The organism is Virgibacillus salexigens, from assembly GCF_014905415.1.
Classification (GTDB): Bacteria; Bacillota; Bacilli; order Bacillales; family Amphibacillaceae; genus Virgibacillus; species Virgibacillus salexigens.
In genome coordinates this window covers 190,126-203,781 of sequence record NZ_BNEO01000003.1, presented here as the reverse complement: position 1 = coordinate 203,781, position 13,656 = coordinate 190,126, and the positions used below count along the sequence as shown (strand labels likewise).

Here is a 13,656-nt window from a genome sequence, read left to right as displayed (position 1 = left end):
TGTCCACTCCCTTTAAAACATGTTGATTAGTTCAACGATACTAAGATATCCAAACATTAAAACACAGCATATCAATACAATGTTTGCGAGCCATCCATTCTTATAGGCGCTTTCTACTCGATTAGAATTTAATAACCACAAAAGCGTAATTGCCAAAAATGGCATGAATAATGCGCCAAGGGCACCGTATAAAATAACAAGAAATACTGGCTTGTCAAAGAACAGCAGCAGCATTGGAGGAAAAGTCAACCAAAGTAGATAAGCTCGGTATGCTGGATCTTTTTCAGATATTGGTTTTACTGTTTTTTCCGCTTTTCCGCGCAGCATCCTTACAAAATCTGCAAACAAATAAGGTACACCATTCCAAACACCCAGTAAGGAAGAAAATGCCGCACTCCAAGCACCAATTAAGAACATCCAACGCGCCACTTCACCAAACTCATTACTGAACATGGAAGAAAGTGTGACAAGACCCTCTTCCCCGTTAATTTCAATTCCACTTCCATATAAAAACTCTGCCCCTATTACGAGCAATGACACGGTAAAAATCCCTGTGATCACGTAACCAATCGCTGAATCAAGTTTCATCATTGGAATCCACTTACTACCTTGCCATTTGTTTTCTCGAATCCAGTAACCATATGAAGCCATTGTAATAGTACCACCAACACCTCCAAGGAGACCCATAACCAGTAACAATGATCCGTCTCCAGTGCGAGGTACAAACCCACTTAGAATATCGCCAATATTGGGTAAAAGAATAACTGCTGAACCAACAACAGTGATGAACATAATACCTATCATGACTGTCATAATACGTTCGAACAGCTTATATTTTCCTGTTAATACAAGGGCCATACCAGCAAGTCCATGTATGATCGCCCAAGCCCATAACGGCATAATCGGAAACATCGTTACCATCATTATTGCACTCGTAGACATAGCAGCTGCTCCATAGCTTAAACCCCACAGTATAGCATAGACGCCGAAATAACCGGTGGCCCATTTCCCCAGCGAGTGGAATCCCTCAAGAATTGTTCTACCTGTTGCTAAATGCCATCGCCCCATTCCTTCTGTGAAAAAATACTTAAAAATAGCTCCAACTACAATTGCCCATATCAACGTCATGCCAAACCCTGCACCTGCAACTAACGCAGCAATCAAGTCGCCAGTTCCAACACCGGTTGCCGCTGTAACAAAACCAGGCCCTACCATCTTCAGCTTGCCTTTCCATGTTGTCGGCGGTGCTAATGATTCATCCGTATAATCTACCGCTCTTTCTTCCACTGTTTCAGCACGCATTTATTTTCCCCCTTTGCTATAAATAACGTTTTCGAACGCCTTCTAGATGAACAGCCATTGCTTCCCTCGCTATGTTAGCGCTTCCATTTTTGATCGCATCATATATTGCTTTATGTTCCTTAAGCACCATACTGGATCTTGCTGGTACATGTAATGTGCTTTCCCTGCTTTCCTTCAATCCTTCTCGAACTTCACTAGATAACATATACATGACTCTCTCAACAATTGAATTGCCCGCGGCTCTTGCTATTGCCATATGGAAGGCTAAATCTTCTTCCGCTCCATTCTCATTCTGTTCTGCGGCCATTTCTAAATTACGATATGCGCTTGCAATATTGCTGATTTCTTCCCTGTTCCCACGAATTGCCGCATAATACGCAGTATCTCGCTCTAAAGCTAGTCTAAACTCCATTAACTCTACAATATCAACAGAAACCCCATGAATAATCGCATTGATTTTTGCAATCACATCGTTATGGTTGTTATTACGCAGGTAAACTCCACTGCCTTGTTTAATCTCCACTACACCTACAGATTCCAATACGCTAAAGGCTTCCTTAACAGAACTTCTCGACACCGAAAGACTTTCTGCTAGATTACGTTCGGATGGTAATTGTTCTCCTAAAGCAATCTCTCCCTCCTCTATCTTTTTTCTTAGCTGGCGAACAATCTCCCGATAGACCCGCTGCTTCTTTACCGGCGAAAAATCCATATCACCATTCCTCTTTTCACATACTGGTAAATTGGGTGGTCCAGTTTGATACAGTATAGAATAAAATAATTATTTAAGCAAGAATATTTTGTTAATTGTAATGAAAAAGAACAACGTTTTAATTATATTCAAAGCCTCCCATGTTTTTTTGATGATTAGGCAAGCTTCAATATTTTTTATAGTTGGAACACTAATATTAAGAAATGATGTAGATAATATGAATAATTAACATTAATCAAAAATTAGATTATGAATAACTATCAAATTTTTAGGTAGATTTTGTTAGATATTGTTACCTAGAAAAAGAATGAAATATAGCTTCCATTGCAAGAACATCTTAAGCACACAACTAGATTTCGACTAGGAGGGCACATGGAACCAGCACCTTGCTCATGCTTATATATTCCTAATTTCTTTTACAGAATCTTTTATTTCCATTTAAATACAGTTTATATTCCTTTTTTATACTGAAGGTGATTTCAAATATTTTATATTTTTCATGCAAATCATGTAAGAAAGGAGAAATTGAAATGAGTAAAGAACGAAATTTGGAGAAAATGCTCAAATCGGAGTCCGAACGTCTGCTCAATCATTCGATGGATCGGAGGAATTTTTTATCCCAGACTACAAAGGTAGCTGGTATTGCTCTAGGAATGACTTTAGCAAGTCAATTTAATGGATTAAAAGTAGAGGCTTCTCCACAATTTACTGGCTATCCATTTAAATTAGGTGTTGCTTCCGGAGATCCGCTATCTGATAGTGTTGTACTGTGGACAAGACTGGCTCCTGAGCCTTTAAACAATGGAGGAATGCCAAGCTATAATGTCCCTGTGGAATGGGAAATTTCGGAAGACAAGCATTTTAAACATATCATTAATCATGGTACAGAACTTGCCCGTCCCGAACTGGCTCACTCCGTACATGTGGAAGTTTTTGACCTTGAGCCGAACCGTGATTATTATTACCGTTTCAAAGCAGGGTATGAAGTAAGCCCAATTGGAAAAACAAAAACATTGCCTGCACCTGGTAAAAACCTAGGAAAATTAAGCTTTGCTTTTGCCTCTTGCCAACAATTCGAACATGGATTCTATACTGCTTATAAGCATATGGCCGAAGAAAAGCTAGATTTCGTCATACATCTTGGAGACTATATTTATGAATATGGGCCAAACGAATATGTTGCAACTACAGGGAACGTTCGCACACATAGCAGCCCGGAAATTATGTCATTAGACGATTATCGAAACAGACATGCGCAATATAAAACAGACAAATACCTTCAGTCAGCTCATGCAGCATTTCCATGGATCGTTACCTGGGATGACCATGAAGTAGAAAATAATTATGCCGATGATATTCCGGAAAGAGATCAATCTGTTGAAGAATTCATCCGAAGACGAATCCACGCCTATCAAGCTTACTACGAACACATGCCTTTACGAGAGTCCAGCCTTCCGCAAGGAGCAGATATGAATTTATATCGCCGTTTTACTTATGGGGATTTAATTGAATTTAATGTTCTAGATACCCGTCAATACCGCGATAATCAAGCAAACGGAGATGGCATCAAACCTCCAAACGAGGAATCTACTGACCCGAATCGTACCTTACTTGGAAATGAACAGGAGAACTGGTTGTTAGAAGGTCTTGGACGCTCGAATGCCCGTTGGAATGTGTTAGCTCAACAAATCTTCTTTAATCAACTTAATAATGATATTGATGGTGAAGTTCTTTACAATATGGATGCTTGGGATGGTTATTCTGCCAATCGTGATCGTATACTCGAATACGTACAAGAAAATGATGTCAAGAACTTAGTTGTTTTGACAGGAGATGTCCATGCAAACTGGGCTGGAGATATTAAGACCGACTTTGACGACCCGGATTCAGCAACGCTTGGGTCAGAATTTGTCGGAACTTCAATCACTTCAGGTGGGGATGGAAGTGAAAAGCGTCAGGATACCGATGCGATTTTAGAAGAAAATCCACATATCAAATTTTTCAATGACTTCCGAGGATATGTGCGGTGTCAGGTAACACCTGAGAAATGGACGGCAGATTACCGTGTCGTATCCTATGTAAGCCAACCTGGCGCACCAATCCATACAAGGGCATCGTTTGAGATAAAACACGACCAGCCTGGTTTAGTTTCCAAACAGGACAAGCCATTGTCTACACATAAGAAGCAATCGAGTGAGGTGGAAGAAGACCGCATTAAAGCGCAAGATAAAGCACATGACAAACAAGTACAGAAACAAGGCAATGGAACGGGAAATTGATTTGTGAAAAGGTCCCTTAGATGAGGACCTTTTTGCTAACGTATCAGTAGGAGTGGATAGGGGTCTTTAGACATACAACTTGTATAAATGGATGAAGGAAGGTGTATCAATGTTATCCTCAATCGGTATACCAGGGTTAATCTTGATCTTAATCATTGCTTTGGTAATTTTTGGACCAAAAAAGCTACCAGAAATCGGAAAAGCAACTGGGCAAACGTTGAAAGAATTTAAGAAAGCTACGAATGATTTAACAAGAGACACAGATAATGAAGAAAAAACCAGTGTTAATAAAAATGTTGAATAATTATTGGACAGGTGAAGATGTGGGAACCCCTGCATCTTCCTGTATGTTATAAGAAAGGAGTTACCAATTTGGAGAATGAAATCCAATGGAAGGTCAAAAATGAAATGGATATCGTTGGTCATCTGTCGGAATTAAGAAATCGAATCTTTGTAACCGTTGGCTGGTTTGTTTTATTTTTTTTAACAGGTTTTCTTTTTGTGGATTATATTTACACATTTTTTATCAATGATATTGATATCGATTTAATGGTAATCAGCCCTTCGGAAATCATCTGGATTTACTTCCGCATGGCCGGATTAGTGGGACTGACGGGCATCATTCCTGTCATCGCATATGAGATTTGGGCGTTTGTGAAGCCAGGGTTAACTGCAAAAGAAAGAAAGGTTTCTTTATCATACATCCCTTTCTTATTTTTATTATTTATTGGTGGTCTTGTATTTGGTTATGCAGTTTTTGTAAAGCTGATATTCCCTTTTATTCTTTCCTTATCTGAAGGTATGTTTGAAGTTATGTTAACCGTGGACCGCTACTTTAAATTTTTATTTGGAATGACGATACCATTTGCCTTTTTATTTGAACTTCCAATCATTGTCATGTTCCTAACAACACTTGGAATTCTAACTCCAGATTTTATGAAGAAAATCAGGAAGTATGCCTATTTTGTATTAATTATTATATGTACCATGTTAACTCCACCGGATCTTGTCATGCCATTAATTGTAGCATTACCTCTCATCCTGCTATACGAGATTAGTATTCAATTATCGAAATGGGTATTAACCAGGCAACGTGTATCCGAATCTTAACACATGAGGAACGATGTGACTGGTAGCATTCATTCAGAAAAAACTGTACATAAGCCGCGATTTCGAATGAAAATTGCGGCTATTTAACATCCGTTCAATAGGAATAAATAGAATGACAGCATATAGCATACTGACAACATGTAATTCCAAAACGAACCTCACTACATACCTCCGTTTTACTTCTTCATTCTTCTACTCTATTACTTATTATGAATGGGTTGAATGGTTGATAAGGGTGAAGAAGGCATTTACTTTATCCTAAGATTTATTGTAAACTGAATTCAACCACTTATTGAAACGATTTTATTATCAAGCTACATTTATATATACTTAAACTATTACGGAATAAAAACAATAAGGAGGAAACGATCGTGACGAATAAACAGGAATTATCAAAGGAACAGCGTGAAGCGTTATTACATGCATTGAGAGATCGTTTTGAAAAAAACATGCACCGCCATAAAGGACTGGAATGGGATAACGTTCAAGCAAAGTTGGCTAATAACACTGAAAAACTATGGTCACTCAACGAAATGGAACGAACTGGCGGCGAACCAGATGTCGTTATTTATGATAAAAAGAAGAACGAATTTATTTTTTATGATTGTTCAAAAGAAAGCCCAAAAGGTCGTAGAAGTGTTTGTTATGACCGAGAAGCGCTGGAGTCAAGGAAAAAACACAAACCGGAAAATAATGCTTTTGATATGGCAACTGACATGGGCATTGAAATTTTAACGGAAGAACAATATCGAGCATTGCAGCAACTTGAAGATTTCGATTTAAAAACATCAAGTTGGGTACAAACCCCCTCTGATATCAGAGAACTCGGCGGTGCCCTTTTTTGCGATTACCGCTTCGGGCATGTCTTCGTCTATCACAACGGCGCATCCTCTTACTATGGTGCCAGAGGATTCCGTGGCTCGTTAAGCGTGTGAATGATTCCATGATCGAACGCTTTTCTTGGACCAGAAAAGCGTTCGATAGTTCATTTCGACCTCGGAAATCTTGTTGAATCATTTGCCTCTAATCTATCACTAGTTAAATTAGTAATATTAAGCTGATGCGTTTAAAACTTGTCTTTTTCAAATGTACCAATGAAAAATATATACCTATCGTTTTTCTATTCAATATAAGTAATAGAATAATATTCCTTAAATCCAAACATCATTTTCGGCAGTTAATCCAGATTCAACCTCACCAGTGTTGACTACACCTTTAGGTTCAACTATCATGGCATGACATTCCGTTTCGGAAAAAGTCTTATGCTCTATCCCTTTTGGTACCACAAACATCTCTCCTTGAGAGAGTTTAACTTTCCCATCTCGAAATAGGATCGACATTTCACCTTGTAACACAATAAATACTTCATCCGTATGCTTGTGATCATGCCACACAAAATCACCTTGTATTTTGACTAACTTAAATTGATAGTCATTTATTTCACTAATAATTTTGGGAGACCAGTGATCACTGAATTTTGATAATTTTTCCCTTAGATTAATGGCTTGGTATATGATATTTATCCCTCCATCTTTTAACTTCCTGTCAATACTAATTTTTATTACCTACTAATAACTAATTTCTATTCTTTACATTTATAATACAGTCATGTTAATAATCATTTTAATTTTAAAAAGAACTATCCCGTCAACTTTTACAATGTCGTCCATAAATAAAATAGCATGAATCTAATGAATGTTGCCCCAAAAGTAAGTATGCTTACTTATACAGTTAATATTACACTCCTTGGTCCACACTACCCAAACCAAGATTTCAGCTTTATATTTTCATAGATATCTCTGTACATGAGATTAATTTCCATAAGGTTAAACTGGTTCTTTTCGAATCGTTGTAATAGTGCTTGGTTTGCCTTCCCATCAAAGTTATGTTCTAATTTATTTATGATATCTCGATGCTTTTCCGAAAGCGGTTGAACCGCATAACAATGGGTAAGGTATTGCTTGAAGTATTCCACATTTGATTCTAAATCAGTTCTTATTTGTTTTTTCAACTCTTTTTCTTGCCTATTCGTTTCTAAATAGTTTTGCCACCAGTCAGTAATATCCTTATCCTCCATTCAACCCACCACTTTTCTACTTCAAAACTGCATTATTTAAGTTGTAACCATTGAGCAAGTAATTGATCCATATGGGCAAAGTCCTTGCTCATCTTATCCATATTGTAAGCAATGTCTCCTGTATCTAAATGAGATTTTTGGAGTTTGGCCAATAGGTCTTCCAATTCACCGATATCCAATAGCATGGGCAACCCTTCTGGCCCAATATCTGTTAGATCATGGAAAATTTCCTCTACATGAGAAGCATGTAACTTATCATACTTGCCAACACCGACAGCACTCATGTATTTATTTTTCAATTCGGTCATCGTGGTTATGTAGTCATCGAGAAAATGCGTCAATGCCTTTCTTGTGGCTGCAATTTGTTCCTCACTTTCCTTCATCTCGGTAACGTAACCATCCATTAAACTGGACTGGATACGAATATGAAAGTCAGAAACACCACTATTTTTCAAAACTAGAGGAGACATCGTTAATTGATCTTGTATCTTTTCATCGTATAATAGCCCCGGCAAGAAATAGCCTTCCTCACCATACATGCTATTAGCCATATAATTCTTAATGCCGTGGCTACTTAATCCCCAGCCTCCTTCTGCCGGATTACCCATATAGTAAACAGAACCAATCGAATCTTTATAGAAAGTTCCTACAGCATCATCCGGATAGGTGTAAGAAATGACATTATCCTTAAACTCACCACTTAATGCTCGCTTTTGATTTTCTTCAGATAATAAATCAAAGACATCCGCTGCAGCAAAGGTAACGGCATTCGAATCATACTCAACTGCATAATATTGAGCAAGGCCACCGCCTAATGAGTGACCAACAAAGGTAATATTATTGGCTCCATATTTCTGCACATATTTATTTACAACATGATCCGCTTCGGTAAATTGATTTTTATTGGTATACGTGATGGTTTGATCGTTGGGGTTTAACTTAGCCTTACCAGTAGCGAGAGCTGCATCTTGAGATGGAGTGGCCAAATAATCTGTTTTTCCATATTCTTTTTTGCTATAATTGGAATCACCAAGGACGATTCCCTCTACATCTTCCTGAACATCTTTTACGAATTCGGAAAAGTCCGTGTCTTTCGTTTCATAAATCAGATTACCATCTTTTAGTATTGCTCCTCCTCCAGCTCCGGCTAAGCGAGCATCTTGGGAGGGTGAACCAACATACTTTTGTTCTACTTGTTTCGTCGACGTTTTTGGGGTTTCCGTCCCACGAAAACTGATAACAACTTCCTCTGTATTGGGGTTCTGTAGAACATAGCCATGAAGGCCGGTATCTTTATCTTTGATGGTTTCGATCTTTTCCCATGTTATAAACTCATTTTTGGTTTTTATGTATATTTTATTTTGAATGTCTTCATACGTTTCATCTGATATAAAACTAGCTTCAAAGTCTGTAATTTTTGAGGTAGAACTCATGACAGGTATTCCTTTCTGTAATTGATAGAAGAGGTGATTTTATTGAAAAATATTAAAATATTACTATGTTTTATTACTGCTATTATTATACTATTAGGGGGTTGCAATGTGAACCAAGAAGAGCATATTTATGATGATCAAACAATCGCTAAAGCCAAGGAAGCGACTCAGAATTTTATTAAGAATAATTTTGAAGGCGTTAAGTCTATCGAGGTGGAAGAGCCATATCGTAGTCCAATGGGGGCTATGAAGTCAAAAGGAAAAGTAAATCGAGAGTTTGAATTTACAATAACCATAAATGAAAATTATTCGGTAGATGGCATTAGTGTAGATGAAGGATTCCCTAAAATGAAAGAAGAGTGTAAAGAGAAAGCGTGCGACTAAATAGGACGGTATTCGCCATGTGGAAACATCTTATGTTTTTTATAGTTATCAGCATAATGCTTGTTGGATGTAATGTGAACTCATCCAATAATAATTATGATGACAAGACGATCAGTAAAGCTAAGGAAAAAGTAGAAAGCTATTTACGTCTTAACTATGAGGATATAAATACAGTGGAGTTTAATGATAATATGAGTGACCCTATGAGTGGTTTGATGATTCGTGGTACAATCAATGGTAAAGCTGATTTCTCTGCTAGTATTGACCCAAGAGAATTTAAAGTAAATAGCATGGGGGAAAAAGAAGGATTTCCTAAAGTAAAAGAAGAATGCAAAGAAGAGGTTTGTGATTATTAAATAGGACGGTATTCAGTATGTGGAAATATCTTATAGTTTTTATCGTTATCACCATAGTGCTTACTGGATGTAATGTGAGTTCAAATAACGGAACCTATGATGATGCAACAAAAGAAAAAGCTACAGAAGACGTCAAGTAGTATTTAAAAAATAATTTTGAGGGGATCGAATCCGTTAAGATCGATGATATCTATCAAAGTCCAATGGGAGGATTAACCGTTGATGGCAATGTTAATGAAGGAGTTGCTGACTTTTCGGCAGGGGTTGAAAATGCAACCTCATCTTCTTCCGTTCAAGTTAAAATAAACCCTTTGCAATGAACCCCCCTACTCTATCATGTCCAGATAAAAACATGCCGTTATTCCGCTTTTTTTCGCCTTTTCTGAGTTAACAAAGAAATTTTCCGTGAATGTTGCGTAATGGAAACACACGAGAAAACCGAGACAAGACAAGGGATGGGCATGAAAAAGACCCTGAAATCGGAAATGTTTATTTTCACGAAATCGAGGTCTTAATCGGAAATGTTTATTTTGGTTCGGTGATTTATATTTTAATTAGACAAATTCCTTTCCAACCACGCTACGCACTCGACGTGGTTTGTCTGTGGGAACATATCAACAGGTTGGACTTCTTTCGTTTCATAGCCACCTTCATCTAATATTTTCAAATCACGTGCTAGGGTTGACGGGTTACAGGAAACATATACAATTCGCTTTGGTTCCATTTCAATCATGGCGTTTAAGAAATCTACCTCACAGCCTTTTCGAGGTGGATCAACAACAATTACATCTGGACGCAGGCCCTGGGCTTTCCACCATGGCATGACTTTTTCTGCTTCACCCACAACGAATTCTGCATTCGTTATTCCATTTAATTTAGCATTCTTCTTGGCGTCGCTAATGGCCTCTGGAACAACTTCGATACCGTAAACCTTTTTCGCTTGTTGTGCTAAGAATAATGAAATGGTTCCAATTCCACAATAGGCATCAACAACAATATCATTCGCTCCGATGTTTGCATATTCTAATGCTTTGTCATATAGAACCTTTGTTTGAGGTGGATTTACTTGATAAAAGGATTTGGCCGAAATAGCGAAACGTACCTCGCCAATTGTATCGTATATGTACTCGTCTCCCCAAATAACCTTTGTTTTCTTACCCATTATGACATTGGTACGTTCGTTGTTGACATTATGAATAATTGATTTCACATGCGGATACGTTTCCGTTAATTCATTTATTAATTTGTCTTGATACGGTATTTTTTGTGTACGGGTAACAATAACAATCATCGCGTCATTGGTTTCTCTTCCAGTACGAACCATGATATGGCGCAATACCCCTCGATTATGCTGCTCATCATATGCTTCGATATCTAATCGATCTGCAATTCGGCGAACCGCTTCTACAAGTCGATCATTGCTGTCATCTTGTATTACACACGTATCCATATCGTCTATAATATGGTGACTTCGTTTTTGGTAAAATCCAGTAATTAATTCACCATTCTTTTTACCGACGGGAATTTGGATCTTATTTCGATATCTCCAAGGATCATTCATTCCTAACGTAGAATGTACAGGAACTTCTTCCATATGAGCAATTTTTCGCATCACATTTTTCACTTGATTTCGTTTCATTTCTAATTGCATATCATAACTCATGTGCTGAAGCTGACATCCACCACATTTATAATAAACATCACATGGTGGTTCTACGCGATCATCACTCGCCTGATTTACCTCTAATAATTTGCCAAAACCAAAATTCTTGTTTACTTTGACAACTTTTACAACCGCCTCTTCACCTGGTAAACCATGTGGTACAAAAAGAGGATAGCCATTTACTTTCCCAACCCCATTTCCTTCATGGGTAAGATCTTCGAAAGTGAGTGTGATCGTCTGATTCTTTTTTACTGGTGCTGCTTGTTTAGCCATGTCTATCTTCCTTTACGTGCTAGTTTCTGCTTTAATCTTAACATATCTTATAAAGAATAAGCAGCATGATACAGTTACCTAAAACAGTTGATATTTTCTATTGCGAATTCCTTAAACGTACGTGGATATTTCTTGGTTAAATGATAGAAATCATTTGTTACTGCCTTTGCTGTCCCTAGTCTATTCATCAGATAAAGTGCTACTGTCACATTTACATAATCTTTAGGTAATCCTCGACGCTTTATATAATAGTGACGGTAATGAAAAAGACTTGGTGATACATAGGTTATGGTTCTCCCTGTCACTTCAGATAATATTGCTGCGATTTGGGAATAATTCAAGGCTTCTTTACCTGTAATTGTATGTGCAGTATGTTTAAATTTAATTGGGTTATGAAGTAATGTCGCAGCTGCCAAACCGATATCTGCTGTATCGATAAAGCTTGTCTTACTTTTTCCTGCAGGAATAAAAATCTCATCTCTATCTCTTATTTCTACTGAATGAATCCCAGATATATTTTGCATGAAGAAACCTGGGCGAACATGCGCATAAGGGATTCCTGCTTCTTCTATTTGTTTTTCAATCTTATGGTGAGGTGGAAATGGATTCTTCTCCACTCCCATTAATGAAAGAAAAGAGACAAGTCGAATATCCTTATCCTTCATAGCTTGAATAAATGGGTATAAATCATCTGGCTTACCGAGATGAGGAGGTCGCATAAGAAAGACTCTGTCTATATTTTCTAATGCTTTGGAAAACGTCTGGTTATCCGTTAAATCGAGAATTACCTTATCTATCGTATTTCCAAACATCGCTTGTAATTTGCTCTTATTTGTTCCGGCCGCTACAACATCCTCTCCCATATGTAAGAGTTCCTTCACCACAAACTTGCCGACATTTCCAGTGGCTCCTGTAACTAGTATTTTCATTGTTATATTTCCTCGCTTAAAAATAATTAAGATATGACGTATTATCTTCTATTCTTTCCCTAACTACCTTGCTTATAATCGATACATTACAAAAAGAAGACTACTGTACTCAGTAATCTTCTCCACCCTTATCAGGAAATTCATTTGGCACAAAAAATTCGATATGCTGCTGCAGGTTTCGGAATTCTCCTGGCAGTAGACCGCCAAATTCCCCGTCTATATTTAATTGCATTTTTTCATCTGTTGTTATTTTAATATGTTTCGCTTTGTGGTAAATCACATGTTTATCTTCTAAATGTGCTCCCCGCAATGCAAGCGTGGCAATTCGTATGAATTCAGCTAAGTTTGTTTTCTTCAAAATTAACAGATCAAAATAACCGTCCTGCAAATTGGCTTCTGGGGCTAATTTTTCAAATCCAGCAACTGAGTTTGTATTTGAAATAAGGAATAACATGATATCCTCATCGATCACATGATCATCATACTCAATCTTTGCTCTAGTTGGTTTTAAAGATGGCAGCATTTCAATGCCCTTTATATAATATGCTAATTGTCCCAGCATTGTCTTTAGCTTACTAGGCACCTCATAGGTTAGCTCTGTTAATTTCCCTCCACCTGCAATATTAATAAAGTAATGATCGTTTACTTTTCCAATATCTAAAGAGATCGATCGACCATCAATGATAACATCGAGCGCTCTGTTTATATCTCGTGGAATATGCAAGGCTCTAGCGAAATCATTTGTTGTACCCACTGGAATTATTCCTAGCTTGGGGCGATGTTCTTGTTCAGCAACTCCATTAATAACTTCATTAATTGTGCCATCACCACCAGCTGCAATAACTAGATCATATCCTCGATCAACAGCAGCTCTTGCGGCCGTTATTGCATCTCCTTCACAAGTCGTTGCATGGGTAGATGTTTCATAACCGGCTATTTCTAATCGTTCTAAGACAGTTGGTAGCTCTTTTTTAAATGCTTCTCTGCCAGATGTAGGGTTATAGATAATACGTGCTTTGTTCATTTTATTCCCTCCGCATTGCATCAATTATGCAGGGTATTACCATATAATTAATGTTACTAGGTCGTTTATTGAAGTCAGTCCAACATCTATCATAGACCTTTTTGATCATTTTGA

General features: G+C 37.6%; 15 protein-coding genes. 7 read left to right on the top strand and 8 right to left on the bottom strand.

What is annotated here, in order from left to right; all coding sequences use genetic code 11:
- Positions 1–12: 12 nt before the first annotated feature.
- Both JKP73_RS14990 and JKP73_RS14985 read right to left on the bottom strand, forming a co-directional pair.
- Positions 13–1,302: an Nramp family divalent metal transporter gene (locus JKP73_RS14990; RefSeq protein WP_081856206.1), complete on the bottom strand. Its 1,290-nt coding sequence runs from the start codon at positions 1,300–1,302 to the stop codon at positions 13–15.
- 16 nt (positions 1,303–1,318) lie between these two features.
- Entirely contained in the window at positions 1,319–2,014 is a 696-nt protein-coding gene (locus JKP73_RS14985; protein WP_021290720.1) for a FadR/GntR family transcriptional regulator, read from the bottom strand.
- A gap of 530 nt (positions 2,015–2,544) precedes the next feature.
- Here JKP73_RS14985 and phoD point away from each other — a divergent pair.
- The 4 genes from phoD (at position 2,545) to JKP73_RS14965 (ending at position 6,338) form a co-directional block, all read left to right on the top strand.
- Positions 2,545–4,293 carry an alkaline phosphatase PhoD gene (gene phoD, locus JKP73_RS14980; protein WP_200411523.1) on the top strand — a complete coding sequence of 583 codons (1,749 nt, stop codon included), beginning with the start codon at positions 2,545–2,547 and terminating at the stop codon, positions 4,291–4,293.
- Between the two features lie 109 nt (positions 4,294–4,402).
- Positions 4,403–4,597: a twin-arginine translocase TatA/TatE family subunit gene (gene tatA / locus JKP73_RS14975; protein ID WP_021290722.1), complete on the top strand. Its 195-nt coding sequence runs from the start codon at positions 4,403–4,405 to the stop codon at positions 4,595–4,597.
- 104 nt (positions 4,598–4,701) lie between these two features.
- Positions 4,702–5,403 (top strand): twin-arginine translocase subunit TatC, encoded by a 702-nt coding sequence (gene tatC / locus JKP73_RS14970; RefSeq protein WP_369759874.1) that lies wholly within the window; start codon positions 4,702–4,704, stop codon positions 5,401–5,403.
- Between the two features lie 368 nt (positions 5,404–5,771).
- Positions 5,772–6,338, top strand: a complete 567-nt coding sequence (locus tag JKP73_RS14965) for a DUF4256 domain-containing protein (protein ID WP_031335421.1) — start codon at positions 5,772–5,774, stop codon at positions 6,336–6,338.
- 216 nt (positions 6,339–6,554) lie between these two features.
- Here JKP73_RS14965 and JKP73_RS14960 read toward each other — a convergent pair whose 3' ends face one another.
- From JKP73_RS14960 to JKP73_RS14950, 3 genes are all read right to left on the bottom strand, one after another.
- Positions 6,555–6,920 carry a cupin domain-containing protein gene (locus JKP73_RS14960; protein WP_031335422.1) on the bottom strand — a complete coding sequence of 122 codons (366 nt, stop codon included), beginning with the start codon at positions 6,918–6,920 and terminating at the stop codon, positions 6,555–6,557.
- Positions 6,921–7,159: 239 nt separating this feature from the next.
- Entirely contained in the window at positions 7,160–7,480 is a 321-nt protein-coding gene (locus tag JKP73_RS14955; protein WP_021290726.1) for a hypothetical protein, read from the bottom strand.
- Positions 7,481–7,512: 32 nt separating this feature from the next.
- Positions 7,513–8,913: an alpha/beta fold hydrolase gene (locus tag JKP73_RS14950; protein WP_200411522.1), complete on the bottom strand. Its 1,401-nt coding sequence runs from the start codon at positions 8,911–8,913 to the stop codon at positions 7,513–7,515.
- Positions 8,914–9,021: 108 nt separating this feature from the next.
- On the opposite strand from JKP73_RS14950, the gene JKP73_RS14945 reads away from it, so the two are divergent.
- Genes JKP73_RS14945 through JKP73_RS23725 form a run of 3 tightly spaced genes read left to right on the top strand, consistent with a single transcriptional unit; the run spans position 9,022 to position 9,793 of the window.
- Positions 9,022–9,297, top strand: a complete 276-nt coding sequence (locus JKP73_RS14945; protein ID WP_200411521.1) for a hypothetical protein — start codon at positions 9,022–9,024, stop codon at positions 9,295–9,297.
- A 17-nt stretch (positions 9,298–9,314) separates the two neighbouring features.
- Positions 9,315–9,653: a DUF1433 domain-containing protein gene (locus tag JKP73_RS14940; RefSeq protein WP_200411520.1), complete on the top strand. Its 339-nt coding sequence runs from the start codon at positions 9,315–9,317 to the stop codon at positions 9,651–9,653.
- Between the two features lie 17 nt (positions 9,654–9,670).
- Positions 9,671–9,793, top strand: a complete 123-nt coding sequence (locus JKP73_RS23725) for a lipoprotein (protein ID WP_373308324.1) — start codon at positions 9,671–9,673, stop codon at positions 9,791–9,793.
- Positions 9,794–10,203: 410 nt separating this feature from the next.
- On the opposite strand, the gene rlmD is transcribed toward JKP73_RS23725, so the two are convergent.
- The 3 genes from rlmD to JKP73_RS14925 form a co-directional block, all read right to left on the bottom strand.
- Complete coding sequence (gene rlmD / locus JKP73_RS14935) at positions 10,204–11,589, bottom strand: 23S rRNA (uracil(1939)-C(5))-methyltransferase RlmD (protein ID WP_200411519.1); 1,386 nt, start codon at positions 11,587–11,589, stop codon at positions 10,204–10,206.
- A 74-nt stretch (positions 11,590–11,663) separates the two neighbouring features.
- Positions 11,664–12,518, bottom strand: coding sequence for an SDR family oxidoreductase (locus tag JKP73_RS14930; protein WP_200411518.1), 855 nt, complete (start codon positions 12,516–12,518; stop codon positions 11,664–11,666).
- Between the two features lie 109 nt (positions 12,519–12,627).
- Positions 12,628–13,542 (bottom strand): diacylglycerol kinase, encoded by a 915-nt coding sequence (locus JKP73_RS14925; protein ID WP_038246468.1) that lies wholly within the window; start codon positions 13,540–13,542, stop codon positions 12,628–12,630.
- Positions 13,543–13,656 lie beyond the last annotated feature (114 nt).